This is a genomic window from Endozoicomonas sp. OPT23 (assembly GCF_009653635.1).
In the GTDB taxonomy this organism is placed as follows: domain Bacteria; phylum Pseudomonadota; class Gammaproteobacteria; order Pseudomonadales; family Endozoicomonadaceae; genus Endozoicomonas_A.
On record NZ_PPFD01000004.1, the window covers coordinates 95,073 to 120,157 of the forward strand.

Here is a 25,085-nt window from a genome sequence, read left to right on the forward strand (position 1 = left end):
AAAAGGAAAAGCCTTTTCATTGAAAAATGTACTAATTTAATTGTTCTCTATTGGAGCAGAGAATGATAGTCGCTAATAGCCTGAACAACATCTTAATCAAAACCACTCTGTACTTTGGTCTCAGTATTAGTTTGTCCGTTCATGCGAACGATATTGAACCTCGCACTGAAGAAGATCTGAGAAACTGGCAGTTTTTTATTGAAACGCCGGATAACCAGTTAGAGCACAACTGCTCAGGAATAGCCATTGCTGATGATCTGATTCTGACTGTTGATTACTGTGTTCCCAAGTCATACACAGGTTCACCACATGATACTTCAACCATGGTCAGTGTGATTAAAAGTGACAGTAATGACAGAACCGCTTTTAAAGCCAGAAATGTTAAGTACCTGACTCTGAATTCTCAATCTGGGTCAGACTATGCAGGTGTTGCACTGATATCGCTGGCTGAAACATCACTGGCTGAAAGTATGAGTTTTGACAAGTTGCCTGTGATAGCGTTCCAGGAACCTGATAAGGTCTCTGAGAAAGATCAATGGCAGGCGTGCTATACAGAAAAGCAGCAGGCCTCCCCGCCACTGCTTCCTTCCTACAATATCCAACTGGTTCTGCTTATGGCCATGAGTTTGAATGATTGTCAGGATCATCATAAAAAACATCAACCATTAACCTTTTGCGCACTACCTGACTTTTACCCTATTCAAGCAAAATTTATTCATGGAGCCCCCTTGTTTAATATGAAGGGAGAATTGATCGCCATAGGCTATAACAGAGAACAGTTTAATCATGATGGAATTGAAAGCTCTCTAGCATTTAGCTTCTTTATTCCGCTGGGATATTTTTCAGAAGAACTAAGCGAAGCACTGATGCAACACTATGCCCCCTCTGTAAACCAGAAAAAATGGAAAAGGACAAAAGGGTCACCGGACAATCCCGAGTTTTGTATTAATCCGGAGAGTAGCTCAATATAAATGGGCTACCCTCCTGTGGTGATCAATCGCGGAAATTATTGTACTGCAGAGGCATATCGGTGTCTTCTTCACGCAGCATGGCGATCACCGTTTGCAGGTCATCACGTTTCTTCCCCGTCACACGTACCTGCTCACCCTGAATAGCCGCCTGAACCTTCAGTTTTTTATCCTTGATCAGTTTAACGATCTTTCTGGCATGGTCTTTTTCCAGACCCTGACGAACCATGACATCCTGCTTAACATGCTTGCCATGACCGTAGTTATCTTTTACTTCCAGGCACTTAACATCAATTCCGCGCTTGACCATTTTGGTCCTCAGAATTTCAATCATTTGTACCAGTTGGAAGTCGGCATCCGCAGACATGATGATTTGTTTGTCGCCGCTCTTTTCAAAGCTGGCATCCACACCACGAAAATCATAACGAGTGGTCAGTTCACGATTGGCCTGGTCAACCGCATTGGTCAATTCATGCATATCTACTTCGGAAACAATATCAAAAGAAGGCATAGAGGCACTCCCAAAAAATTAAAAAAGAATGCCTCTATTGTATCCGAGAAAGCTGTATTCGAGAAAGCAGCCACCGGGAATGTCTGACCAAAGAATACTGCCCTCACAACATGTATCCGAGAATACCTGACTGATGGCAAGACTATCGAGAGAGCTTATGAGCCCGCAATTCTAAAACCGATACGAACAGTCACCTGAAAGTGCTTTATTTCACCGTCTTCAATATGGCCTCTATGCTCAACGACTTCGTACCAACCAATATTCTTCAGTGTTGCACTGGCAGTAGTGATAGCATTTCGAATAGCATCATCACTACCAGTGGTTGAACTTCCTACCACTTCAACAATTTTATAAACATGGCTCATATTCATTCTCCTGTTCCGGTTCTGAATAGTCAGTTTCAAAAAGCTTGATTTCTAATGCAGCCTTCAATCCAGTATAGCCAGCAAACTGTCTTTGAAGCGGTTACACTGCAGGCTTTGTAATCATCAGACAGATCTATGAAGCCAACCTCGGACTGGCACATTCTCGGAGCAGGCAGTATTGGTTGTCTCTGGGCCAGCAAACTACTGCAGAAGCAACAGCAGCCAACCATCATTGTTCGCCAGCAGAAATATCAGAATACTGAACTGAAGCTTGTTGAGCTGGATGGAAGCACTCATTGCTGGCCAGTTAAAACCGCAACATCGCACACACTCAACCAGCCTATCGAAAGACTACTGCTTTGCACCAAAGCGCAGGATGCCTTTGAAGCCATTAGCTCAGTTGAAGATCATCTTACTGAGAACTGCCAGATTGTACTGATGCAAAATGGTATGGGGAGTCAGCAACAGATTGCTGAAGCGTTTGAGCATTACGCTGTTTTTGCCGCCAGTACAACGGAAGGCGCCTGGCTAAAAGAACCTCTTCATGTTTGCCATGCGGGTAATGGCAATACATGGTTTGGACCAATGAACAGGAAAGCAAAACTGTTGCCCTGTCCTGCTTTTTCTAGCCTGTCTGAAAGCATCATTCCTGTATCAGACATTGAAGAAAAACTCTGGGATAAACTGGCCATTAACTGCGCAATCAATGGGTTAACAGCCCTGTACGATTGCCGTAACGGAGCGCTTCTTGAAACCGGTCAATATCGAAAACGCATGTTGTTATTGATTGAAGAAGTGGTAACAGTCAGACAGGCGCTCGCAGTTTCTTCACCAGAAAGCCTTCAGGATATTGTTGAAAAAGTCTGCATAGCCACCGCAGCAAACCACTCTTCCACCTGTATGGATGCTCGTCATGGCCGTAAGTCAGAGCTAGCGTTTATCAATGGTTATCTGATCAATCACGCTAAACAACTGAACATTAAACTGACAGAGAACCTGATGTTAATGAGAGAACTCAAGAATAAAGGCATTCGCTGGTAAGCAGACTCTGAGATGGCTGTTCATAAGTACGATTGTGCTTAGACCATAAATACAGTAGGTTCGCAGAAAGGCATAGCACTCTATAAAAAAAACCAGCTGTGCACGATATTCATGGAAAAAACGTTCATGGAAAACGAACTGTATGAGCCGACCTGGTCAGATCTTTTATCGTTACCTTTCCGGACTGTCGCTGAGCAAGAAGTTGCTGGGTGGACTGGTCAGTGTTGTTCTCACTATCGCCCTTATCGCTACCAGTGCAGTGATGCTGTCAGCCTATCTGATGTCCAAGCACTACTTTCTGCCAGACAATGTTCAGGCCATGGTGAAAATTCTTTCGGAAGATTCAGTGCTTTCCACTCTTACAGGCAATGTAACCAGAGCTGAACAGACATTGGCTGCGGCCAGTGAATACTCCCAGATACGCTCATTAGCTATCTACAATCCTGACGGCAAGCTTCATGCATCCTATAACAATCAGCCTGAACACTTTTTTATTCCTTATGTCGTTCCAGAAAACATAAACGCAGACTATCAATACCTCAGCAAGATTGAACAAAGTCCCGGCGAAGAGTACACCCTCTATATTCAGGCCGATCCAGCTCTTCCTATGTTCTTTTTCTTCTTTATGGGATTGGCCAGTTTTATCATCCTTGTGTCGTTTGTATTACTGACCAGCTTATCCACAGGTTTTATCAAACGGTTTGTCACCCTGCCGGTGTTGCATCTGATTCGAGTCACCAACCGTGTATCCGAACAGGAGAACTATTCGATACGGGCAAGACGTTTTCATAACGATGAGATTGGTAAACTCACCAACACATTCAACGCTATGCTCAGCCGTATCGAGCTACGAGACCAGCAACTGACTGAAGAGAGAGATAAAGCGGAAAAAGCAGGGCTTAAAGCTCAAGAGCTTGCCGCAGAGATGCAGCAAAGCAACAGCAAACTAGCGAGGGAAGTAGAAGTCAGAAGTCGAGTAGAGAGGAAGCTGACCCAGTTTCAGAATTACCTGAACGATATTATTGATTCCATGCCTTCAGCACTGCTGGCCATTGATGACAATATGACCGTAAACCAGTGCAATAAAGCAGCGACCGAGCTGGCATCACTGCCCTTCGATCAGATGATTGGCAAGCCTCTGGAACATATTCTTCCCTTTCTTTATCAATGCCATGATCAGCTGCAAACTGCTTTACAGGAACAGAAGTTTCAACGCATAGAAAAGCTACCTATCGAGCTGGAATGCTCCAAGAACTATCTTGACCTGATCATTTACCCTCTCAGCCGTGATGAAACCTCTGGCGCGGTAATACTGATCGACAACATTACCCGCCGTCACAAGCTGGAAGAGATGATGATTCAGACCGAAAAAATGATGTCGGTCGGTGGTCTGGCTGCAGGAATGGCCCATGAAATCAACAACCCGCTGGGCGCTATTATTCAGGGCAGCCAGAATATACGTCGTCGTGTGTCCAAAGAATTACCCGTTAATGTTCAGGCTGCAGAAGAACAGAACATTGATCTAAGTGCTGTTAATCAATATCTGGAAACGCGGGGAATTATCCGTTTTCTTGATAATATTCAGGATGCTGGCGTACGTGCTTCGAAAATTGTTTCCAATATGCTGCTGTTCAGTCGTGGCGGCGAAGCGGTATTGACCCCTGCAAACCTGACCGACCTGATAGAGCGCACCATTGAAATTGCGTCTAATGATTTCAATCTCAAGAAAGGTCTGGATTTCATGCATATTCGAGTCCACAAAGAACTGGACCCGATGATTACTGAAGTGCCCTGTATTGCCAGTGAACTGCAGCAAGTTCTGCTAAATCTTTTAAAGAACGCTGCTTTTGCCATCCATAACCGCAGGGATAAAACAGAGCTTGGTCTTATAACCATCCGCACACAGCAAGAGAAAAACAAAGTCATTATCTCTGTATCAGACAACGGCAGCGGTATGGATGGTGAAACCCGCAAGCGTATTTTCGAGCCTTTTTTTACCACCAAAGAAGTGGGTAACGGCACCGGGCTTGGCTTGTCTGTTTCCTACTTTATTATCACTGCGCACCATAAAGGCACTATGAGTGTCTTTTCCGTTCCTGACAAAGGCACTGAGTTCAGTATCAGTTTACCGCTGGAATATCATGAGGAAGCGGTCAGTCCAGCGTAAAATCCGTGGGCTTATGACACATGTAATGTTTATAATCTCTGCCCAAATTGATCTTGGACCTTGCCAGATATCACCACTATGCAGAATTCCCCAGCCCAACTGCCAGAAGCGCTTATTATTGAGATTGCCACCAATGTTCGCCATGCGCTGACGGAAGATATTGGTTCAGGCGACATTACCGCGTCCCTGATTCCGGAAAGCCAGCAGGCCAGAGCACGCATCATCTGTCGTGAACAGGCCGTTATTGCCGGACAAGCCTGGTTCAACGAAGTCTTTCATCAGATTGATTCGGAAGTAAAACTGGACTGGCAGGTGAAAGAAGGTGAGCAGGTAGAAGCTGACCAGACACTGGTTTACCTCGAAGGCTCTGCTCGCAGCCTATTGACCGGTGAGCGTGCTGCCATGAACTTTCTGCAGACACTGTCTGGCACCGCTACCCGCTGTCGTTTCTATGCGGATCTGGTTATGAATACTGATGTTAAGATTCTGGATACCCGCAAAACACTTCCCGGGCTGCGTCTGGCCCAGAAATACGCAGTAACTCAAGGTGGCTGCCACAATCATCGTATTGGTCTTTATGATGCTTTCCTGATCAAGGAAAACCATATCGCGGCCTGTGGTGGTATTGATCAGGCAGTGACTACGGCTAAAGAGATCGCTCCGGGCAAGCCTGTAGAGGTGGAAGTGGAGAGTATTGAAGAGTTCAAACTGGCCCGCAGTGCCGGTGCAGACATCATCATGCTCGATAACTTCAATAATGATCTGCTGCGCGAAACTGTAGACCTTAATAAATCTCTGGATGCAGCTGCTGGCAAAACTGAACGTCCAAAGCTGGAAGCATCCGGTGGTATTACCAATGAACGCCTGCCCTCCATTGCCGCGACCGGTGTTGATTTTATCTCAATAGGAACCCTGACCAAGGATTGCCAGTCTATTGATCTCTCCATGCGGGTTATTGGTTGATTTTCCGGCTTTGTGGCCAGTAAGTCAGGCTGTTCTTTCCGCTCAACAGACCATCCATGGTCTGAATTCGCTAGCAGGCCTTCCCGGCCTTTGAAAGAACAACCTGACTTACTGACGTTCCTGTCACCGAACAATTTGAGAGAGAGTATGAGCAAAATATTAGTAACAGGTGGTGCTGGCTATATTGGCAGCCACACCTGCATTGAATTGCTGAACAACGGCTATGAAGTACTGGTGCTGGACAACCTGAGCAACAGCAGTGATGAATCCCTGAAACGGGTTCAGACCATTACTCATAAAAAGCTGGAATTTGTTAACGGCGATATCCGTGATCGTGAGCTACTGGACAAGCTGTTCAGTGAAAACACTTTTGAAGCGGTCATTCACTTTGCTGGCTTTAAAGCTGTTGGTGAGTCCTGCGAGATTCCGCTGGATTACTACGACAACAATGTTTACGGAACTATCGTTCTGTGTCAGGCCATGAAAGCAGCCAATGTGAAATCCATTGTCTTCAGCTCTTCCGCCACGGTTTACGGTGACCCAGCCAGTCTGCCGATTATGGAAGACTTCCCACTCAGTGCAACCAACCCTTATGGTCGTTCCAAGCTGATGGTAGAAGAGATGATGGGCGACCTCTTCAAATCTGATAACGACTGGGGCATTGCCCTGCTTCGTTACTTCAATCCTGTGGGCGCACACCCTTCAGGCCAGATTGGTGAAGACCCTAACGACATTCCCAATAACCTGATGCCTTTTGTCAGCCAGGTGGCTATTGGCAAACTGGAAAAGCTGCGGGTGTTTGGTAACGATTACCCGACTGTTGATGGCACCGGTGTCAGGGATTATATCCATGTTGTGGACCTGGCTATTGGTCATGTTCGGGCTATAGAACGTCTGAAGAGCAACAAAGGTGTTCAGATATGGAACCTTGGTGTTGGTAAAGGCTACAGCGTTCTTGAAATGGTTGCTGCTTTTGAAAAAGCTTCCGGTAAAGATGTTCCCTATGAAATTGTTGATCGTCGCTCCGGTGACATTGCCGCCTGCTACGCCAACCCTGAAAAAGCCCTGAAAGAGCTGAACTGGAAAGCAGAGCGCGAGCTGGAAGAGATGGTGACGGACGCCTGGCGTTGGCAGTCACAGAACCCTAACGGTTATGCTTCCTGATTATTGATTGAAGCCACCATCGGCCGATGAAAAGTAGATTCATATCTATCTGGACATCGGCCTTATGAAACTTTCTTTTCCGCTATTTTCTCAGCTATCTTTTCAGCGATTTTTCCTACTATTTTCTCTCCTGATTTTCTTTCCTGTCATCACCTATGCTGGCTGCCCCGACTGGCCATCTTCAGAGGTCAATAAACAGCTCAAAGAATTAAGACATGAAATAAAGCATCACGATGACCTTTACTACAACAAACACGCTCCTGAGATTACCGACAGCGAATACGATGATCTGAAATCCCAGCTGAAGTTTATGGAAAACTGCTACCCAAATCTGGCGCAACCCTTGAAACCTGTGGAAGACAGTGAAGGTAAAATTAATCACCGCGCTTTTATGGGCAGCCTTGATAAAGCAAAAGATGAAAAAGACATCCAGAGATTTTTGAAAAAAGCAGGTAAGAGCCCGATTCTGGTTCAACCCAAAATCGATGGTGTTGCAGCTGAGCTGGTCTATCAGGAAGGTAAGCTTGTTTCAGCGTCAACCCGTGGTACGGGTGATAGAGGCAGGGACATTTTGAGAGCTGTTCAATTGATGCCTTCCATTCCCAAAAGCATTCCTGACCAGTATCCGGAAGTGGTTCTCCATGGCGAACTGTTTGCCCGCATGGATATTGGTGTCGACTATTCCGGTTATTCCTCAGCAAGGCACTATGTTGCTGGACAACTGGCTAAATCTGAACCCGATGTTCTGGCACTGGTTAATGTCAACTACTTCCCATGGTTATGGGTAAACAGCCCTTTCAAAAGCGATAACGCTGTTCTTAATGCTCTTTACAGTATTGGCTTTGATCTCCCCACCATTTACACCATGTCTGCAAAGTCACTTAAGGACGTTAAGAAAATTCGTCATGATTTCTACCGTAACCGCAGCAACGAACCTTTTCTGATGGACGGTATTGTTCTCAAGCTGGATGACCTGACTCTCAGAAACACTATGGGCTGGAGCAGCAATCACCCTAACTGGGCCATTGCCTGGAAGTTTGTTGCAGGCAGTACGATCAGCCAGGTTACAGGAATAAGATTCAATATTGGCAGGACGGGGCAAATTACGCCTGTACTGACCATTTCACCCGCCAAAATCCGTGGCGAGGTTATTCAGCAGATCTCTCTGGGCAGTATCAAGCAGTTAAAGAAAAAGAATGTTGCCGTAGGAGACCGCATCACTGTAATTTTGAAGGGTGATGCTACGCCTGTATTTGGTAAGGTTATTAACCGCCCAAAGCACAGAATTCACCCTGACCTGCCTGATGTATCTCAATACGATGGTTACACCTGTTTGAAATGGTCTGAAGCTTGTGATGAACAGTTTCTGGCTCGCTTGAAATGGTTTATTAAACAGCTGGCTGTTCCGATAATTGATGAGCCTTTGTTAAGAACCTTGATTGCTAATGGGTCGCTTAGGTCTTTTGATCAGATTGTTGCTTTGAAAGCTGACGTTTTGGTGCGGGCTGGGTTGGGTAAGGATCAGGCTATTCAAGTTGTTAATGCTTTGTATAGTATTCATAAGAAGTCTTTTAAGGCGCAACTGTTGGCTTTGAGTATTCCTGGGGTTGGGAAGAAAAGGGCTGGGAAGATTTCTTTGAAATATAAAAATTGGGGAAATATTAAAAGATTAGATAAAAGAGACGTGCTGAAATTTGAGATGTATTTAGAGTTATCTGAAATCAGACAGATTATTGCTGTTCTTAGAAGGGAGAAGGTTGAATGAAAATAGTTATAGTGTTTGTTCCCACGTGCAACGTGGGAACAAACACTATAACTTGGCCTACAAAACCATTTAGCAAAGCCCTGCAGCGATGCATGTACCAGCTACTTCTGTTTTCGACCAAGAAACTTTACCGGCAGCAAGTGTGCCTATAAGAATATAGGTAGGCTGGTTTGAGCCTATATTTGTAAGACCAGCGGATGCAGCAGTGATTGAAACTTTTGCAGTTGTAGTACCTGCTGCTGTGGTAATACTGCCAATATATCCGTCTGCCGCTGTGATATTCGCAGGAACACCATTCAAGGTAGCAATACAGGTAGTACTGAAGTTCGCAGTAGTAGCAGTTGTTTGAGCACACAATTCTACAGCTGATTTAACGGTTGAAGTCGCTAGTATCACTTCTGAGAACTTAGCTCTCTCTGTATAAGACTGATAAGCAGGCAGGGCCACAGCAGCCAAAATACCGATAATCGCAACAACGATCATCAGTTCGATAAGCGTAAAGCCCGATTGCCTTAACTTCCTTGTTTCCATCGTCCGATCCTCGGTCATTGAAATCTCTTTCCCAAAATGACACTCTGAATGAGCAGCTATAAATTGGCGCTGTCCAGAGCGGCTTTAGAATTAAGAGTAGTTAGAGGATTTCTGCTTAACCATGCCGGTTATTGCCCGAACACTTGTTTTTCAAGATAGGGTTAAATCAAATGGTAATTAAAAATTCGGTCATTATTAAAAACGTAAACTCTTCACGCTTAATTCGGTCGATTAGCTTTCTAGCTATTTTGGGGACATCCATATTTACCCTGGCTGTCAGCCTGAATTATTTCTATAAACCGATAGTTGATCGTTACTTCACCAGTGGTGAATCTGGTTCTGAGCAGATTCTCAGCATTCACTCTGGCAATTATCGTGTTACGACTAAAAAGGACAGCCTTCTTTCTTTTACCGATGTTCTTTCTAATGAGCTAGGTGACTACAAAAGTCATAAGCCTGTCGGCTGGCATGCTGATTTTTCAGAACTGAGCCACCCTGACAGTTTTCCGTTTGTGATGATTTATCGGGTGGATTATGAGCGAGGGGCTACTGAACAGGAGTTTGTTTTTGCTGGATTGTTTGAGAGGAAGTTGATTGGGAGGCAAGTGAGGCTGTTGCCTTGAGTTGTCTGAAGAGAAAAAATGAAAAGGACACAAAGATTTTCTGATCTGACAAAATAGGATCAGTAAATCTTTGATCCTATAAAAAAATCATAGCCGTGATGATAAATCCTGTGACATTCTCTGGATATCCAAATAACTTTTTTTAGACACAATGGACTCAATCACCTTACGGTTAACGTCAAGATAATCATGGACCAATACATTTCTGAACCCGACCATCTTCATTGCTAACTCATAGTCTGCTTTCGGAAGAGCTCCACGTTTTGCAAGGCCATCAAGGCCTTCTCTGGATCTCCCAACTTTCACACCAAAACTAATCAGGTAAACGTATCTGGAAAGACCGATCATAGATTCGATTAAAACCTGAAGAGCCCTTTGTGCAGCCAATATATCCCGCGCTTTCCAGCTACCCAGATCATCATGAAGCTCATCAAGAACCAGTATCATCTCTTGCTGGGTCAATTCGATTTCCTGCTCATAAGCCTTATCTCTCATAGTCTTTTTCCCAGGCAGAAATTATCGCATTTTCCATACGTCGAACCGCTGGAACACCACGGTCATAAAGGGTGTTGCCCTGAATAATATTCCACTGCAAGGGCACAGGCACCTCCCGCAAGTCAACCATGCTGAGATCGAGATCAGGAAACTGCTTCTCAAGTTCTGCTTCCAGCATTTGAGGACGAACCGCTCTCTCAAATATATCTTGTTCAAAAGATGTGTACAGAACAGCAAGATCCCAATCACTCTCTTCTCTGTGGGTTCCTTTCGCACGAGAACCATACAAATAGATTGCATCAACTTCAGTCTGATGGCAGATGGCCTCTGTGAGCTGCTGGAGAGTTTCAATCAAGCTGATTTCCTGTGTATAAGCACTTGTCAGTTACCTTTTGTATGAGTCTACATTAACTGCTTGATGCTGAGTACTTCGAATTCCGCAGCTTATTGATAGAGCCTCTGGCTAGAACCCACTCCCTGAACCCATTGCTTACCCTGCTGCTCTGCATAAGCTTTCAGGGCAGCCAACTTGCCAACAGCCTGGCGAAAACGGTTATTCCAGCGCATGGTTTTCAGCCACTCTTCTGAATCAATGTTCAATCTCTGCAGAACCGAAGGTACATCTTCGGGAATATAACCTCTTTTATCCTGACGAACTGCACGACCAGTCCAGTCTACCAATTCCAGATAATCATTCAGCTGAAAAGGAATAGTTGTGTCGGGATTTCCCCCCTGAGCCTGAAAAGCTTTGAGAGCTGTCAGCTTGTCTTTACCGAGTGCTGGCTGGGCGTTCTTCTCTATCCGCTCCTTTATTGATGTGTATTCAGAGGTTTCCGGAGTCTCTGCCAGCCTGGCACGAATCGGATTCAAATCAACATACGCCATACAGGTCAACAGAGCCGCTTCATCCAGTAACGCCTGAGACTTATAACGGCCTTCCCAGAAACGACCTTTGCAACCATCTTCCCTGTTAGCCTCTCTTGCCAGATACTCATTGAGACAACGCATATACCAACTGATATCCATAAGGCGACAACGGTACTCTTCGGCAAATTCATCAACCCTGTCCAGCTCAGCCTTACTCATTTTGTCATTGGCCAAAAAACGTTGCACCAGTGGATGTCCGGAAAACAATTTACACCAGCGTGACAGCACTTCCCTCCGATCCCATGACCGACATTGTTCAAGGTTAATATGCAAAACTACATGATAATGGTTGGACATCACCGCATAGGCACAGGTTTCAATGGCAAATATTCCGGACAGCTCCTTGATACGCTCAACCACCCACTGGCGACGGTGCTCATAATTTATGCCGGAGTATTTATCTTTGCCACACAGGAAGGCACGGCGAACACAGCGGGCGATGCAGTGGTAGTACGGAGTACTTTTTGGGTCGATCTGGTGCTTGCGTGCGGTTGTCATGATGTGTCCGGTTTTTAGACTTACCGGAAGTAAAGTAGACGAGGGAAGGGAGAGAAGAAGAAAAAAAAAGGACATCCAAAAAACAAAAAGCCGAACATGAGTTCAATCACGTTCGGCTTTTGATCAAAGAATATATGGGTGTCCTATATTCTCTATTTGATCAAAGAATATATGGATGTCCTATATTCTTCCTCTGACTATTGTTCAGGCAAAGCGTTGGGTCGTCGAGCGAACATTTGGCTGGTTTGAAGGCTCTCGCCGTCTAGCAAAGGACTATGAGCAACTGCCAGAGAGTTCAGAGTCCTTTATCTATATATGTATGATCCGAATAATGGTGAGGCGCCTTGTGTAGTTTTAAAACAGCCTCTGAGTTCAATCACGCCCAGCGTTTCATCAAAGAATATATGAACATCTTATATTCCTTAAATCTCCTCTATTAATAATTTTAATTCCTTTCGAAATTTAGTAACTTTTTTATCTTGATAATTCTCATATAATTTCAAATATAAGTCATGCTCATTTTCTCCCTCAGATAAAATAACCAGCCTTTTCAAGAAAGCAATTATTTCTGACTTACTTCTAGAAGGTACCCAAATAAGTGCTTTTTTCAAGAATATCAAACCATACTTATTTGATATTTTTGATAAGGCTACATAAGCTGGCAAAAAACCAGGATCAATTTCTAGTGTCATGAGCCATAATTTTTCTTCAGATGCAACTTGGTCGCAAGAAAGTTCATATTTTTTGCACAGTGATATGAAATTTCCTTTTCTAAAATATAGTGATGGATCATAAGAGTTTGCATCTATCATTTCATCAAACAAATCAAAAGAGTAGTCAAGTATTGATTGACGCCTTTCTTTTTTATTCTCATTAATCAAAGCGTAAGATGAATGAGAAATAATTGTGTGACCTACAGCTAAATTGTTTGGATCAACAATTCTAGAGATATCTATTAACTGTGAATTTCTATAGTATTCTTTTGATGTTTTATGATCAAATATTGATGTCAGACCTGCACTCACAACGAATCTAAAGCCAAACACAACAATTAGAAAATAAAATATAAAAACATATAAAGAATGTAGCGTATCTTTTTTACCATTTTGCACCTCAAGGGATTCTATCTCTCTATATACTCCAGCTAATATCAATCCTGTAATTACAGCAAGACTAGGAATATAAAAAATATAATTTACAGAAGCATGTACTAACAGTGAAAAACTGCTCGCCAGAAGTATCACTAATTTTGTATTAGCTATTTTCCTGAAAAATAGTTTTCCTATTAGCCATACATGAGATAAAAGTATAAAAACAAGAAACAAAAAAAGAAAAAAACCGCCCTCAACTAAAAACTGTAAATAGTCGTTATGAACATATGCTCCATATGAACCAGTTTCTTGACGATACTGGGGGTAAATAAGAAAAAAACTACCAAGGCCACTCCCAAAAAACGGATTTATTTCTATCATTTCTATTGCTGATGAAAACAACTTCCATCTAGCGCTTTCTGTGGAAATCCCAAAATTTCGAGATAACAAATCCTCACCAAAAATAAGTGGTGAAAACTTTATTATAAAAAATGAAGATAGTGATATAAAAATAAAATTAAATATTATTTTCTTTAAGAGAGAGTCATTATACCTATAACTAAAAATAGTTACCAAGATAAACCCAACTAAAAAAGATGCAATTCCACCACGTGAATAGGCCGCCCAAAAAGAGCAAAAAAACAAAAACACAAAAATATATAATATAATTTTATAGCTTAAATACTTAGGCTGCCTATACAGCTCAAACAAAGTAATGAAACATGACAAATACATCAACGATGAAAAAATATTAGCATCCAAATATACTGAATCAACTCGTTTAAAAGTTTCAAAATATTCCACCAATCCATTAATAGAAGCAACAGAAGAAACCATTAAAACTAATATCAATGCAATATTAAATATTTTTTCCTCAGCATTTCTATACGCAAGAAACACAATTGGAATTATTACAAGATTCCATGCCTGATAAATACTTGGGCCAGGTGTTTTACTATAAACAGTATTTAAAAAAACATATAAAACAAAAAACAACATTACTTTAATGGATATGTTTTTTTCAAACTGTCTATCCAAAAAAAACAAGACAAAAAGCATGCAAGAAGCAAATATGAGAAAGAATTGAGGGAGATTCTCCCCTGTGTATAGAACTGAAAAAACAAAAAGAATAAAAAAATTTAATGAAAAAAATAAGCGCTGATAGTTTGACATATTAACCTGATGAGTCAGCAAAAACTGCTGACTCATTTCTATTTTCTTGATTTAGTTACAGAGACCTGCGTTAATACAACCAGATGATGACTTAAGACCCCAGCTAACACGGTTATTAGCGTAAGTAGGAGTCAGAATATAGTCTTCACCACCAATGTCATCTGTCGCTGTCGCTGTAATTTCTCCAGTACCCGAAATAGATAATGACTTCAAGTAACCTGCGGCAGAAGCATTAGCAGGAATACCATACTTTCCTTGAGCAAACCCTGAAGATCTACCATCTACTTGAAAAGCAATCTCAACTGCTGTCTTATACGGGCTTGTAGCCAGAACTACTTCTGAGAACTTTGCACGCTTTGTATAGTTCTGGTAAGCCGGCAAAGCCACAGCCGCCAAAATACCGATAATCGCAACAACGATCATCAATTCAATCAGCGTAAAACCGCCTTGTTGTTTTTTCATTTTTCGCCCCCTGAGGACATAAAAAGTTTGATCAAACTGCCCTGCCGAGTTGTAGTCTGCCTTATACATAGCAGTTGCTACCCGCGGAACCCGGCAGAAGCCTCATCCATGATGTCTTATTGTTATCACTCAAGGAGTGTTCACATCAGTCATCTATGGTCGTTTATATGTCATCCTGACTGCTCGCTGGGAGCCTGTGCACGAGATCAGTTGCTCCAACAATCTCTCTATTGATCGATCATTAGCCAATTCATACACACCCTAATAAATAAGGGTTATTCCTGAGGTCAATACCTTATCTTCAACAGTACAAAATGCAAGTTAAATTATGTATTTAAACCTAGAAAACAAGGCTTTTTTGGCACTTAGTTAACACATGTAAGGCGTACCACTTAATATATACTGAGTAATGTGGGTTTAACCCTCAGAGAGCTATCTCCTGATCCTGACTACCGGATAGCTGAAGGTGTAAGAAAGATGAACTAATGACTGATTTAATGGTCAAAGCAAGATTCTTATAATCGTGGTTAAAGTAATGACAGCGCCTCCCTCTCAACAGGCCGTTCAGCAAGGTCAGGCAGTGTATTCAAAGAAGATACTTAACATCTATGACTGGCTGGTGCTCAGAATTTCAAACCCTTTTATATGGCGATGTCGCACTGCTCATATAAAAAGACTTTATGAGCAAAACCTCTCTGTCAGGCATCTCGATGTAGGGGTTGGCACAGGCTATTTTCTCGATAAATGTTCTTTTCCTGTCAGTTACCCGGAGCTTGTATTATTGGACATGAACCTGAACTGCCTTGAGGAAACATCTCAGCGTGTTATGCGTTACCACCCAGTCAGCCATCAGATCAATATCCTTGAGCCGCTGAATGTTAAGGAACAACCCTTTCAATCCATAGCGGTGAATTACCTTCTGCACTGTTTACCAGGCTCTATAGCAACCAAGTCAGTTGTGTTCGACCATCTGCTTCCCTACCTTGCTAAAGACGGTGTTATTTTTGGAAGCACCTTATTAAATAAGGGAGGAGCGCATAACTTTTTCTCTCGTCGTTTAATGTCTTTCTATAACGACAAGGGCATTTTCCATAACACCGAGGACAGCCTGGAAGAACTTGAAGCGGCACTGGCTAAACGCTTCAAACGATATGAATTAAAGGTTTACGGTGTCGGGGTTCTCTTCAAGGCATGGAATCCTATTGCCCTCCCACCTAAATAACCTCCAGCCCCGAAGCCTTAAAATGAGCAAACACCTTCTGCCCTGTTTTCAGGTTTAGACTTTCAGCAGATTTACGGGTAATAAGAGCGGTCAGTTTTTGCTGGCCAAGAGAAAGGTCAATGAGCTGATGATAATCATCTGCCGCTTTAATACCTGAGATGAAAAGCCCGATTTTATTTTGAACACTGGTTTGTTGAACATCATCCAGCACCAGACTGATTTCCTGTGCAGAAATAACCAGTCTGACCTTTTCACCTATGTTCTTTTCAGACTGGTTCGCTAGAAATCTAATACCTTCAATATCCAATTCAGTCAGAAGATACTCTCTGTCGTGTCCCATAACTGTTGCATTCAAAGGGCTCAGCGGCGCCAGTGCAGCCTGACTATCGAAATAGTCTGAGACTATATACGACACCGAACCTTTTCTGAGAATTGCGCCTTTTTCCATCACGGCGACAAAGTCAGCCAGTCGGGCAATTTCTTCGTGGGAATGGCTGACCATAACAACAGGAATGTTAAAATGACGATGAATGTTTTTCAGGCAGGGCAATAATTCTGCTTTAGATTGCCAGTCAAGTGAAGCCAGCGGTTCATCCATCAACAAAAGCTCTGGTGAACTTAACAAGGCTCGGGCAATGGCGACTCTCTGCTTCTCACCACCAGACAGCTTATCGATATTACGGTCCATTAAATGAGCAATGCCACACTGGTCAATAATATCATCCCAGGAATAACTACTTGCTTGCGGTGTATTTCTTCCTGCTCGTTTCACCGCAAATTGTAAATTTCCTGACACGGTTAAATGAGGAAACAGACGGGCTTCTTGAAAGATATAACCTATTCGGCGATGTTCTGGTGCGACAAATATTCTTAGCTCTGTATCAAGCCATGTTTGGCTATTAAAAACGATCTTGCCTTTCGCTTTTTTTTCCAAGCCTGCAATGCATCGCAATAATGACGTTTTACCGCAACCGGATGGTCCCATAATCGCCCAGATACCATCGAGACTCAGGCTGGTATCCACTGTCAGGTCAAAACTGTCTCTGGGAAGCTGTATGTTTATTTTCATTTGCGCTGACCAATACTGTAGAGCGCAACCAGCAACACCATAGAGAACAACAGCAAACCACCAGCAATGGTATGCGCTTCATTGAACTGCTGAGTTTCTACCGCATCAAACAGGGCAATAGATAACACCTGTGTTTCACCCGGGATATTGCCTCCAATCATCAGCACAACACCAAACTCACCGACAGTATGAGCAAAACCCATGCAACCCGCTAACAGTAAAGCTCTGAGACTGTTGGGTATAACAACATTCATAAAACGATCGAAAGGCGTCGCACCCAGCATTGCCGCAGCCTCAAGCAAGCCGTGGTCCATTTGCTCAAATGCTCGCTGCAACGGCTGTACGACAAAAGGCAGGGAATAAATAACCGAAGCCAATACTAAACCGGAAAAACTGAATGCCAACGTGCTGCCTGTCATTTCCTGCCAATAGTTGCCTAAAGCATTATCGGGTGAAAACATGACCAGTAGATAGAAACCCAACACTGTTGGAGGTAATACCAGTGGCAAACCAACAACCGCTTCAATAACGGGTCTGAATCGGCTTTTCATCACAGAAAGCCGCCAGGCTAGAGGAATACCAATCATCAACAGTATCAGCGTGGTGATTAAAGCCAGTTTTGTTGTTAGCAGTATCGCAGTCAGAAGCATTAAGGGGCAGCATCCCTAGCTATAGCATGCCTTCCTGAAAAGGAGTAGTAACCATGCTCTGTAATAAACTGTTGGCTGGATTCAGAAAGAATAAAGTCCGCAAACTGTGTGGCCAACTGACTCTCTTTCAACACAACCATTTCTTGCTTGATGGGTTGATAAAAACTATCAGGGATCAGTGTCGCCTGTTTTAGCTGGCTATCTTTTAATTGACTATCTTTTAATTGAGATTGCTTTAATTGAGACAGTGCCACCATACCAATACTGACATTGCCACTGGCAACAAACTGCCATGTTTGCTGAACACTGTTGCCCATAACCAGTTTACCCTGCAATTTATTCCATAAATTCAGGTGTTCCAGAGTCTGTTGAGCAGCAACACCATAAGGCGCTGTACCGGGGTTTGCGATAGCAAGTCGCTCTTTCCAACCGGAAAGCTGTTCCAGAGTTATTGGCGCTTTCTGATCAGATGCTCGCCTGTCCCATAAAACCAAACGACCATAAGCGTAAGTTTTACGACTGCCTGCAACAATCCTGTCTTTCTGTTCAAGCTTCATCGGCCTTGCAGAGTCTGCAGACAAAAACAGGTCGTACGGGGCACCATTAATAATCTGGTTATACAGGGTGCCTGTTGAACCTGTAGAAAGCAGAATCTTGTCTGCTTTCTTTTGATGCTGCTTTTCCTGTTGTTCTTCAAGTTGTTTTTCAAATCGCTCAGCAAGTGACTCAAGTACAGGTTTAAAATTTGCAGACACGGCTACACGCAGTGTCTGTGCCTGCAAGCTGAAACTCAACAGTACGCTGGCTAGAAAAGCAGTGAATGATAACGCAACTCTTACCTCACTCTTCATACCAGCGCTCTGCTGATTGTTTGTCAGACTCTCTGGCATCAACCCAACGCTCACCATCAACGGTTGTTTCCCGTTTCCAGAAAGGTGCCCGGGTTTTCAGATAATCCATAACAAACTCACAGATTTCAAAAGCTGCTCTACGATGAGCACTGGCAACACCCACGTAAACAATACGGTCACCCGGATGAAGTTGGCCCACTCGATGAATGACCTTGATCGCCTGCAGTGGCCAGCGAGCAGCTGCTTCATCAATAATTTCCTGCAATGCTTTCTCGGTCATGCCCGGATAATGTTCAAGGTATAAGCCACCAACATCATCACCCAGGTTTTCATCCCGAACCAGACCAGTAAAAGTCACAACAGCTCCCGTACCTGTCAGCTTGCTGAGGTTATCCTGCTCAAGCCCGGGGTTAAAATCTTCCTGCTGGATGGAAATCATATATAAAACTTAACCCTTATTAGCCGCCGGTAACCGGAGGGAAAAAGGCAATCTCATCACCTTCACTGATGGTGAAATCCTTACGGGTCATGGCCTGATTATGGGCTACTAATGTGCGCTTATCTTCCAATACTTCCTGCCAGTCAGCACCTTTCTCTGAAAGCTTCACACGCAGTGCTTCAAGCGTTTCAGGGTATTCACCAGAGTTCAGTTTCAGACTGTCGCAGCCAAGCTTTTCACGATAACCAGCAAAGAACAGAATTTTAATCATGCCTCGACTCCTTCGGCAAGGTAGAGACCACTCTTACCACCGCTCTTTTCCAGCACGCGGACACCGCTGATGACCATATCTTTATCAACAGCCTTGCACATATCGTAAATGGTTAAGGCCGCAACAGAGGCTGCTGTCAGTGCTTCCATTTCAACGCCGGTCTTGCCACTTAAACGACAGCAGCTTTCAATACGGATTCTGCTATTTCCATCACTTTGCTCTAGCGGCATTTCAAACTCAACGCCAATAAAATTCAGCATCAAAGGATGGCAGAGTGGAATCAGGTTACCGCACTGTTTGGCTGCCTGAATGCCAGCAATACGAGCTACTGCAAGTACATCACCTTTTTTCAGACCATTTTCTGCCACCAGAGCCATAGTCTCTGGCTTCATGGTGATAAAAGCTTCTGCTCTGGCTTCACGTCGAGTGCTATCTTTATCACCCACATCCACCATGCTGGCTTTGCCATCTTCGTTGGTGTGAGTCAGTGCTGACTGGTCGATACTGCTCACCCTTCCACCTTCTTTAGCTGCTCTACGAAGTTACACGGGCGCTGACGGCTATCCAGTTGTTCACGGATAATACCATCCCATGCTGTACGACAGGCGTTGTTGGAGCCCGGCATAACAAAGATGACAGTGCCGTTAGCAAAACCCGCCACAGTTCTGGACTGAATGGTTGAAGTACCAATCTGCTCATAGGAAATCTGACGGAAAAGCTCTCCGTAACCGTCTACTTCTTTATCAAAAATGGGCAGCAGTGCTTCAGGCGTGCTGTCACGACCGGAGAAACCCGTACCGCCAGTAACGACAACAGCCTGCACTGTTTCAGAGGCAATCCAGCGGGAAATCACTTCACGAATCTTATAGATATCGTCTTTTACAATGGCCTTGTCAGCCAGTTTGTGGCCTGCAGTCTTGACACTGTCGACCAGCAGATGACCGGAGGTGTCGTTCTCTTCCGTTCTGGTGTCAGATACGGTCAGAACAGCAATATTCAAAGGTACGAATTCGGTAACTTGTTTATGAGCCATTCAGGCCTCCTGCTCTGCAGTTTAAATGGGTGAGCGTTTTTTTATAAAGAATCTGGGCAGTGCACTTTTCTGGATAGTTCACTTTCTGGACAGTGTGCTTTTCTGGACAATGCACTGCGCCAGTCTTCAGGAGTATTAGTGTTCTGAAAAAAATCTTCGTAATCAGCTGGCAGAGCCTGGTATTCACCATTCAGAGCTCTGTGAAGGTTTCTGAGCGAGTAATCTCTATGGCTTGAGCTATTGATTGCCTTTGAAACCTGCTCTCTCAGTGCCTTATTTACCGGAAAAACCATCGGTAAAGTGTAGTTCTCAAAACAGACAGGAACAGGCTGCTCAGTTGCCAGCTTTTGATCGTTCATTAATAGCCTGCAGCAGGCTTCAGGCAGCAGCGGCATATCCACAGGGACAACAACCAGGTTGACCTGATCTGGCAGCTCCGCAATAACCGCATGAATACCACCCAGCGGGCCACGATCAGAGATAATATCGCTTATGGTCTGCTCATCAGCCCACTCTCTACCAGGCTTTTCACTACTAGACCTTTCACTACTAGATCTTTCGCCACTGCTGTACAGCACATGATCAACACCTGAATTCGTCAGAATATCAGCCATATGTCGGTAGAGTGGTTTGCCCTGCCAGGACAACAGAGCCTTATCTCTTCCCATTCGGGACGACTTGCCACCGGCAAGAACCAACCCGACTGTATCAGATGTTTTTATCAAGGTGACTGCCCGTTACGATTACGGTGATCTGCTCTTATTGTTCAAAACCAGCTGATTACAGCCGGAAAAAGCGGATTTTACCAATGCTGACAACTGTTTAGTATTAACACAGATCAAAAATTGTCATTATTCGTACACTTTTATCGAATCCTACCCTTTCCTTTCTCCCTGCCGACTCAACTCCTTCACTGTTTAAGCCGATATCAAGAAAGATATTTTTCCGATAGGCGCTACTCACGAGAGCGCAAATTTCCGGACTTTCTTATGCCAAACTTGACCACAGAGCAGCAGACTCAGCTCCGGCAAAACCTGAAACTGCTGGAAATGGCAAATCAGAAGCAAATGGTCGCCACTATAGCGTCCTATAAGGGATCCCCTGTTGTTAATGTCGTGAACCCGCAAAACCGGATCAGACGTGACCACCACAAGAGTAGAACCTCCGGAGCAAGTGATTTCACATCACTGGTATTTAAGGCACTTGGAGACAGGTCAGCCACTCCGGTGAGTAGCGCCTTGAAAGAACAGATTGTACAGTGCGCAGAGAACGGTTCACTGGAAGGACTGCTTAACAAGAATACGATCAGGGCAATCACAAAGCAGAGGAAGTTATTAAGCCTTGAGCCTCCTGCAACACCTGAAACCCCCATTAAAAAGCGAGCTGCTGAAGTTATTTACACCCAGTACTCTCATTTTGAACCTGACGTGTATACACCCACTCCAGAGGCGGGCTGTTATGCCAATGAGATACATTTTGAGCCAGACACTTATCGAGCTCCGGCTACAGCCAGCGAGCAGCCTTTCCTAGCTCAGCCAACCATAGACTACAGAAAACCTTTGCTGCCACCTGAAGAAGCATCTTCTGCTTATTGTGATGAGAGCTATGAAAGAGAATCTATTCCCTTCTCGTCAGACACCCTAACGGAGGAAAGTGATCACGAAACCAGTACGACCACAACAGATAGCGACGGCAACTCAATCCCCTATGAACCGGTCTCTATTGAGGAGACTTCTTCCTCCTCCGTATCAACGTCTGTAAGCGAGACAGACAGTCTCGGACTGATTGATTTCCCGAATACCGACGAGTTCGATGCTGCAGAAGTAGCCCGTGACAAGTTCAACTTTTTAACAGAACAGATACCGGATATTTCACTGCCTGACTGTAAAGACTTCCTGCATGCTTATTACCAACTGTGTCTGCTGGACTCGGATGTTACCCCGGTTCCGGAAGAATATACTGAGCTGGTAACACAGCTTCAGGCGTTTTATACCGAAAGACATCAGGCAGAAAATTTTAAACAGCTGGATAAAGAGCTGCTCTGGCAGGCCATTACCAATGTTCGCTCACACCTTTCTGATCAGGAATTTCAAGACCTGCTAGCTGAACCGGGTCAGGGTTTGTGCAAAAAAACTCTGCAACAATTTGTCAGCAGCACTATGTCTACCGTATTCAGCAAACAACCTCACCTTCGGGGTCACCGGACTGAGAAAGTAACAGGCGAACAGCTTCAACTTATGAGAGAACTCAGGGATAACTCTCTGGTAATGAGTGACTGTCAATACGACCTGATCAAAGATGGTGAGACAACACCAACAGCTGCTGATGCAAATGCTTTTTTCCACAAGTTCCGTGAAGACATAGATAGATTCAGCATAGAGAACAGAGCATTCAGGCAGTTTATGCAATCTTCCACAAACCTTGATATCCAAGGAATTCAAACCAAAGTTGCTGAAAAAAAGGACCTTTCACCTGCAGAACTGAAAGCAGTGACAGAGGCCAGAAAGCTGCGATTTGATGTAGAGAAAGGCATTGGTCGTACCTGGGATCAGTCCGTACTTACTCGGGAGGATTCCTGGGGTCAGGATGATGAAAACGGTTACAGCTCTTATATGGCGATGCTGGAATTGTCAAAACTGTGCAATCCTCAGATTATGGCCTTTCAGAGACAACAGCTGAACGACACTCACCAACAAGCCAAGAAACATTCACGGGTTGTTATTGAAGGCAGTGGTATCAATGGACTTCTACTTGCTATTACACAGCTTGAAGCAGGAGCTACTGTCACTCTGGTAGAAACAGACGAAAAGCCGGATCATCAGGTTCTGAAACTCGACCCCCTTTGGGTTCATACCGCTCAGTACTATCTCGGTGACCAGTTCCAGGAGCTGTTCAGTCCTGAAGACAGCCCTGAAGACAGCTCAGGGCATTCACACACGGCTGCAGGTATTCTTCGACAAGATGGCAGCGCAGACATTCCGGCAGCAGCACTGAAAGCGGCTCTGGAAACGGAGCTTTCAGCCCTTACTGAATCACATCACTTACCACTCACTAGACGTACTGAAACGATTGAAGCAACAGCAATCAAAGAGCAGCCCGATGCTCCAGCTATAGCGTTTCATACAAAGCCGTTAGTTAATATTAGAGAGGATATTAAAGCTGAACAACTCATCTTCAGCCAGAACCAGGTCAGCGCAGCCTGTAAAACACTGCTGAAACCTGTCAGTAAAACCGTTAGAAGACCAATAACATTTGAGCGTGAAAAGCCGGTGATAACGAAGGATAACACCCCAACAGAAACCGGCTCTGAGCACGAATTCGATACCACTTCTGAACAACCAGCTGGTCCGCCAATCTTTTATGGAAAATGCTCATGGTCTGGTGGCCGTATGAACGGCGAAGGCCTACAGTCCAAAGAGAGCGATTCTGAAAGAACCACTGTTATTGACGGAAGTTTTTTCACTGGGTTTATCTCTCGCCTGACATCACTCACCAGCCCTGCAGCCCTAAAGGATAGCGGAACCAAATCGCCCCAACTGCTAAATAGCGGCCTTTCGGTAGCTAAGCCAGGTTCTCCACAACTATCTCAACTTAGAGATGAACTTAACGGTAAAAGGCTCGATACCCATTGTGCTGAAACATCGGGGCAACTGACTCTTAGCATGGAAATGCCTCCAGCTTTCGAGAACTATTTGCGAGAAGTTCAAAAGGAAATCACCCAATACCTTGGCCCCGCCTGGGCAAGCAAAACCAGTGAATATCTTGACGTTCCTTCGGCACTGAAAAGCCAAAATGATCATGACCTGATTGGATCAAGAATCATGCAGGCCTGGTTCTCTACTGTCGCTGCACAATTAGATGTTGAACGTGAGAGCATTCAAACAGATTCAATCGTTGTTCGCTCAGGTATAAGTAATTCGCTCGAAACACCGGCCAAACGGCTGGAAGACAGAGAAGACAAACTGATTGTCTCAGCCGTAGGCAATACAACCGCACAAACCTGCAGGCCGGATGGCGAACAACTTACTGCCGTCAGAGAACAGATTTTCGCACAACAACAACTCACTGAAGAAATGGCCAGCCCCATAACGACGCCTGTTGCCGGTATGAAGCTGGAGGAGCTTGAGGAACAGCGGGATCACGTGGCTTTTGATGACTATGAATACAGTCACGAGAGGTCTATCGACTATGTTCTGCAGGAACCTTTGCCTCAGGGTTCTTAGGTGAAATTCATCTATCTGCAGGACAAATCCCCCTATTTCACCTATGATCAGGATCAGGTAGCTTAGGCGCCCTCCTGTAAACAATTCGATCTCCTAATGACAGACCAAGCTTCCCGTCCTTTCTGGCAACGTAAAAACCTTGAAGAGATGACCCGCTCCGAGTGGGAGTCACTCTGTGATGGTTGCGGTCGATGCTGTCTCAACAAACTCATTGATGACAATACCAACGAGATTCATACAGTTGCCATTGCCTGTAAGCTGCTGGACCTGGACACAGGTCGCTGCTGTAACTACAAGCATCGCAGAAAGTTTGTGCCGGACTGCATTATGTTCACGCCGAAAACACTGCATGAACATCTGCGCTGGTTGCCTGACAGCTGCGCTTATCGCTTGCTGTATGATGGTTTTGATCTGCCAGACTGGCATCCTCTGATTACAGGAGACCCGAACTCTGTTCATGAGTCAGGTTTCTCGATAAAAGACAAAGGTATGGTGTCAGAAGAGGATGTGACGGATCCTGCTGACTGGTTTGATTACATTATTCGGGTTGGATAATATGCGAATCATATGCTGAAGATTTGAA

The 25,085-nt window shown here is 44.3% G+C and carries 26 protein-coding genes and 1 pseudogene; 11 read left to right on the top strand and 16 right to left on the bottom strand.

The features are described from left to right. The first annotated feature begins 62 nt into the window (after positions 1-62). A complete protein-coding gene (locus EOPP23_RS10890) occupies positions 63-971 on the top strand; it encodes a trypsin-like serine protease (RefSeq protein ID WP_153766023.1) in 909 nt (302 codons plus the stop codon). Between the two features lie 22 nt (positions 972-993). On the opposite strand, the gene EOPP23_RS10895 is transcribed toward EOPP23_RS10890, so the two are convergent. Continuing rightward, positions 994-1,479: a YajQ family cyclic di-GMP-binding protein gene (locus EOPP23_RS10895; protein WP_153766024.1), complete on the bottom strand. Its 486-nt coding sequence runs from the start codon at positions 1,477-1,479 to the stop codon at positions 994-996. A 155-nt stretch (positions 1,480-1,634) separates the two neighbouring features. Continuing rightward, entirely contained in the window at positions 1,635-1,850 is a 216-nt protein-coding gene (locus EOPP23_RS10900; RefSeq protein WP_228550683.1) for a dodecin, read from the bottom strand. A 129-nt stretch (positions 1,851-1,979) separates the two neighbouring features. Between EOPP23_RS10900 and EOPP23_RS10905 the strand changes: the two genes are divergently transcribed. From EOPP23_RS10905 to EOPP23_RS10925, 5 genes are all read left to right on the top strand, one after another. Further along, positions 1,980-2,885, top strand: coding sequence for a ketopantoate reductase family protein (locus EOPP23_RS10905; RefSeq protein ID WP_153766026.1), 906 nt, complete (start codon positions 1,980-1,982; stop codon positions 2,883-2,885). 142 nt (positions 2,886-3,027) lie between these two features. Further along, entirely contained in the window at positions 3,028-5,052 is a 2,025-nt protein-coding gene (locus EOPP23_RS10910) for a HAMP domain-containing sensor histidine kinase (RefSeq protein ID WP_153766027.1), read from the top strand. Positions 5,053-5,130: 78 nt separating this feature from the next. After that, positions 5,131-6,015, top strand: a complete 885-nt coding sequence (gene nadC / locus EOPP23_RS10915) for a carboxylating nicotinate-nucleotide diphosphorylase (protein WP_153766028.1) — start codon at positions 5,131-5,133, stop codon at positions 6,013-6,015. 147 nt (positions 6,016-6,162) lie between these two features. Beyond that, the gene (gene galE / locus EOPP23_RS10920) at positions 6,163-7,179 is read left to right on the top strand and encodes a UDP-glucose 4-epimerase GalE (RefSeq protein ID WP_153766029.1); all 1,017 of its coding nucleotides are present in this window, start codon (positions 6,163-6,165) and stop codon (positions 7,177-7,179) included. Positions 7,180-7,243: 64 nt separating this feature from the next. Continuing rightward, positions 7,244-8,944 carry a hypothetical protein gene (locus EOPP23_RS10925; protein WP_153766030.1) on the top strand — a complete coding sequence of 567 codons (1,701 nt, stop codon included), beginning with the start codon at positions 7,244-7,246 and terminating at the stop codon, positions 8,942-8,944. Between the two features lie 69 nt (positions 8,945-9,013). Here EOPP23_RS10925 and EOPP23_RS10930 read toward each other — a convergent pair whose 3' ends face one another. Next, the gene (locus EOPP23_RS10930; protein WP_304598728.1) at positions 9,014-9,493 is read right to left on the bottom strand and encodes a prepilin-type N-terminal cleavage/methylation domain-containing protein; all 480 of its coding nucleotides are present in this window, start codon (positions 9,491-9,493) and stop codon (positions 9,014-9,016) included. A gap of 152 nt (positions 9,494-9,645) precedes the next feature. On the opposite strand from EOPP23_RS10930, the gene EOPP23_RS10935 reads away from it, so the two are divergent. Next, positions 9,646-10,098 (top strand): hypothetical protein, encoded by a 453-nt coding sequence (locus tag EOPP23_RS10935; RefSeq protein ID WP_153766031.1) that lies wholly within the window; start codon positions 9,646-9,648, stop codon positions 10,096-10,098. 87 nt (positions 10,099-10,185) lie between these two features. Here EOPP23_RS10935 and EOPP23_RS10940 read toward each other — a convergent pair whose 3' ends face one another. The 3 genes from EOPP23_RS10940 to EOPP23_RS10950 form a co-directional block, all read right to left on the bottom strand. Beyond that, positions 10,186-10,593: a DUF86 domain-containing protein gene (locus EOPP23_RS10940; RefSeq protein WP_153766032.1), complete on the bottom strand. Its 408-nt coding sequence runs from the start codon at positions 10,591-10,593 to the stop codon at positions 10,186-10,188. Then, positions 10,583-10,948, bottom strand: a complete 366-nt coding sequence (locus tag EOPP23_RS10945; protein ID WP_153766033.1) for a nucleotidyltransferase domain-containing protein — start codon at positions 10,946-10,948, stop codon at positions 10,583-10,585. The genes EOPP23_RS10940 and EOPP23_RS10945 overlap by 11 nt, the downstream gene beginning before the upstream one ends. An 89-nt stretch (positions 10,949-11,037) precedes the next feature. Further along, the gene (locus EOPP23_RS10950; protein ID WP_153766034.1) at positions 11,038-12,018 is read right to left on the bottom strand and encodes a transposase; all 981 of its coding nucleotides are present in this window, start codon (positions 12,016-12,018) and stop codon (positions 11,038-11,040) included. 202 nt (positions 12,019-12,220) lie between these two features. Between EOPP23_RS10950 and EOPP23_RS10955 the strand changes: the two are divergent. After that, a pseudogene (locus EOPP23_RS10955) lies at positions 12,221-12,370 on the top strand (transposase); the annotation flags it as partial. Between the two features lie 70 nt (positions 12,371-12,440). Here the strand turns inward: EOPP23_RS10955 and EOPP23_RS10960 are convergent. After that, positions 12,441-14,318: an O-antigen ligase gene (locus EOPP23_RS10960; protein ID WP_153766035.1), complete on the bottom strand. Its 1,878-nt coding sequence runs from the start codon at positions 14,316-14,318 to the stop codon at positions 12,441-12,443. Between the two features lie 15 nt (positions 14,319-14,333). Beyond that, positions 14,334-14,744 carry a prepilin-type N-terminal cleavage/methylation domain-containing protein gene (locus EOPP23_RS10965; protein ID WP_153766036.1) on the bottom strand — a complete coding sequence of 137 codons (411 nt, stop codon included), beginning with the start codon at positions 14,742-14,744 and terminating at the stop codon, positions 14,334-14,336. Positions 14,745-15,279: 535 nt separating this feature from the next. Between EOPP23_RS10965 and EOPP23_RS10970 the strand changes: the two genes are divergently transcribed. After that, positions 15,280-15,966: a class I SAM-dependent methyltransferase gene (locus EOPP23_RS10970; RefSeq protein WP_153766037.1), complete on the top strand. Its 687-nt coding sequence runs from the start codon at positions 15,280-15,282 to the stop codon at positions 15,964-15,966. On the opposite strand, the gene modC is transcribed toward EOPP23_RS10970, so the two are convergent. The 8 genes from modC to EOPP23_RS11010 are packed head-to-tail and all read right to left on the bottom strand — an operon-like array spanning position 15,959 to position 21,004. After that, a complete protein-coding gene (modC, locus tag EOPP23_RS10975; protein WP_153766038.1) occupies positions 15,959-17,035 on the bottom strand; it encodes a molybdenum ABC transporter ATP-binding protein in 1,077 nt (358 codons plus the stop codon). The genes EOPP23_RS10970 and modC overlap by 8 nt on opposite strands. Then, complete coding sequence (modB, locus tag EOPP23_RS10980) at positions 17,032-17,685, bottom strand: molybdate ABC transporter permease subunit (protein WP_153766039.1); 654 nt, start codon at positions 17,683-17,685, stop codon at positions 17,032-17,034. The genes modC and modB overlap by 4 nt, the downstream gene beginning before the upstream one ends. Then, complete coding sequence (modA, locus tag EOPP23_RS10985) at positions 17,685-18,536, bottom strand: molybdate ABC transporter substrate-binding protein (RefSeq protein ID WP_194842581.1); 852 nt, start codon at positions 18,534-18,536, stop codon at positions 17,685-17,687. Before modA ends, modB begins: the two co-directional genes overlap by 1 nt. Next, on the bottom strand, positions 18,526-18,975 hold the full coding sequence (moaE, locus tag EOPP23_RS10990) for a molybdopterin synthase catalytic subunit MoaE (RefSeq protein ID WP_153766041.1): 450 nt from the start codon (positions 18,973-18,975) through the stop codon (positions 18,526-18,528). The genes modA and moaE overlap by 11 nt, the downstream gene beginning before the upstream one ends. A gap of 19 nt (positions 18,976-18,994) precedes the next feature. After that, positions 18,995-19,246, bottom strand: a complete 252-nt coding sequence (locus EOPP23_RS10995; RefSeq protein WP_153766042.1) for a MoaD/ThiS family protein — start codon at positions 19,244-19,246, stop codon at positions 18,995-18,997. Further along, positions 19,243-19,758, bottom strand: a complete 516-nt coding sequence (gene moaC, locus EOPP23_RS11000) for a cyclic pyranopterin monophosphate synthase MoaC (protein ID WP_370514754.1) — start codon at positions 19,756-19,758, stop codon at positions 19,243-19,245. The genes EOPP23_RS10995 and moaC overlap by 4 nt, the downstream gene beginning before the upstream one ends. Continuing rightward, on the bottom strand, positions 19,755-20,279 hold the full coding sequence (gene moaB / locus EOPP23_RS11005) for a molybdenum cofactor biosynthesis protein B (protein ID WP_153766043.1): 525 nt from the start codon (positions 20,277-20,279) through the stop codon (positions 19,755-19,757). Before moaB ends, moaC begins: the two co-directional genes overlap by 4 nt. A gap of 41 nt (positions 20,280-20,320) precedes the next feature. Continuing rightward, positions 20,321-21,004 (bottom strand): molybdenum cofactor guanylyltransferase, encoded by a 684-nt coding sequence (locus tag EOPP23_RS11010; RefSeq protein ID WP_153766044.1) that lies wholly within the window; start codon positions 21,002-21,004, stop codon positions 20,321-20,323. A gap of 264 nt (positions 21,005-21,268) precedes the next feature. Here EOPP23_RS11010 and EOPP23_RS11015 point away from each other — a divergent pair, with 264 nt between their 5' ends. Together EOPP23_RS11015 and EOPP23_RS11020 are read left to right on the top strand one after the other, a co-directional pair. Then, positions 21,269-24,502, top strand: coding sequence for a hypothetical protein (locus EOPP23_RS11015; protein WP_153766045.1), 3,234 nt, complete (start codon positions 21,269-21,271; stop codon positions 24,500-24,502). A 96-nt stretch (positions 24,503-24,598) separates the two neighbouring features. Continuing rightward, positions 24,599-25,057 (top strand): YcgN family cysteine cluster protein, encoded by a 459-nt coding sequence (locus EOPP23_RS11020; protein ID WP_153766046.1) that lies wholly within the window; start codon positions 24,599-24,601, stop codon positions 25,055-25,057. Positions 25,058-25,085 lie beyond the last annotated feature (28 nt).

What these genes read in the sequence shown, in the direction of transcription:
- EOPP23_RS10890 (WP_153766023.1), top strand. Translation starts at nt 63, where the DNA reads ATGATAGTCGCTAATAGCCTGAACAACATCTTAATCAAAACCACTCTG.
- EOPP23_RS10895 (WP_153766024.1), bottom strand. Translation starts at nt 1,479, where the DNA reads ATGCCTTCTTTTGATATTGTTTCCGAAGTAGATATGCATGAATTGACC.
- EOPP23_RS10900 (WP_228550683.1), bottom strand. Translation starts at nt 1,850, where the DNA reads ATGAATATGAGCCATGTTTATAAAATTGTTGAAGTGGTAGGAAGTTCA.
- EOPP23_RS10905 (WP_153766026.1), top strand. Translation starts at nt 1,980, where the DNA reads ATGAAGCCAACCTCGGACTGGCACATTCTCGGAGCAGGCAGTATTGGT.
- EOPP23_RS10910 (WP_153766027.1), top strand. Translation starts at nt 3,028, where the DNA reads ATGAGCCGACCTGGTCAGATCTTTTATCGTTACCTTTCCGGACTGTCG.
- nadC (WP_153766028.1), top strand. Translation starts at nt 5,131, where the DNA reads ATGCAGAATTCCCCAGCCCAACTGCCAGAAGCGCTTATTATTGAGATT.
- galE (WP_153766029.1), top strand. Translation starts at nt 6,163, where the DNA reads ATGAGCAAAATATTAGTAACAGGTGGTGCTGGCTATATTGGCAGCCAC.
- EOPP23_RS10925 (WP_153766030.1), top strand. Translation starts at nt 7,244, where the DNA reads ATGAAACTTTCTTTTCCGCTATTTTCTCAGCTATCTTTTCAGCGATTT.
- EOPP23_RS10930 (WP_304598728.1), bottom strand. Translation starts at nt 9,493, where the DNA reads ATGACCGAGGATCGGACGATGGAAACAAGGAAGTTAAGGCAATCGGGC.
- EOPP23_RS10935 (WP_153766031.1), top strand. Translation starts at nt 9,646, where the DNA reads ATGGTAATTAAAAATTCGGTCATTATTAAAAACGTAAACTCTTCACGC.
- EOPP23_RS10940 (WP_153766032.1), bottom strand. Translation starts at nt 10,593, where the DNA reads ATGAGAGATAAGGCTTATGAGCAGGAAATCGAATTGACCCAGCAAGAG.
- EOPP23_RS10950 (WP_153766034.1), bottom strand. Translation starts at nt 12,018, where the DNA reads ATGACAACCGCACGCAAGCACCAGATCGACCCAAAAAGTACTCCGTAC.
- EOPP23_RS10960 (WP_153766035.1), bottom strand. Translation starts at nt 14,318, where the DNA reads ATGAGTCAGCAGTTTTTGCTGACTCATCAGGTTAATATGTCAAACTAT.
- EOPP23_RS10965 (WP_153766036.1), bottom strand. Translation starts at nt 14,744, where the DNA reads ATGAAAAAACAACAAGGCGGTTTTACGCTGATTGAATTGATGATCGTT.
- EOPP23_RS10970 (WP_153766037.1), top strand. Translation starts at nt 15,280, where the DNA reads ATGACAGCGCCTCCCTCTCAACAGGCCGTTCAGCAAGGTCAGGCAGTG.
- modC (WP_153766038.1), bottom strand. Translation starts at nt 17,035, where the DNA reads ATGAAAATAAACATACAGCTTCCCAGAGACAGTTTTGACCTGACAGTG.
- modB (WP_153766039.1), bottom strand. Translation starts at nt 17,685, where the DNA reads ATGCTTCTGACTGCGATACTGCTAACAACAAAACTGGCTTTAATCACC.
- modA (WP_194842581.1), bottom strand. Translation starts at nt 18,536, where the DNA reads ATGAAGAGTGAGGTAAGAGTTGCGTTATCATTCACTGCTTTTCTAGCC.
- moaE (WP_153766041.1), bottom strand. Translation starts at nt 18,975, where the DNA reads ATGATTTCCATCCAGCAGGAAGATTTTAACCCCGGGCTTGAGCAGGAT.
- EOPP23_RS10995 (WP_153766042.1), bottom strand. Translation starts at nt 19,246, where the DNA reads ATGATTAAAATTCTGTTCTTTGCTGGTTATCGTGAAAAGCTTGGCTGC.
- moaB (WP_153766043.1), bottom strand. Translation starts at nt 20,279, where the DNA reads ATGGCTCATAAACAAGTTACCGAATTCGTACCTTTGAATATTGCTGTT.
- EOPP23_RS11015 (WP_153766045.1), top strand. Translation starts at nt 21,269, where the DNA reads ATGCCAAACTTGACCACAGAGCAGCAGACTCAGCTCCGGCAAAACCTG.
- EOPP23_RS11020 (WP_153766046.1), top strand. Translation starts at nt 24,599, where the DNA reads ATGACAGACCAAGCTTCCCGTCCTTTCTGGCAACGTAAAAACCTTGAA.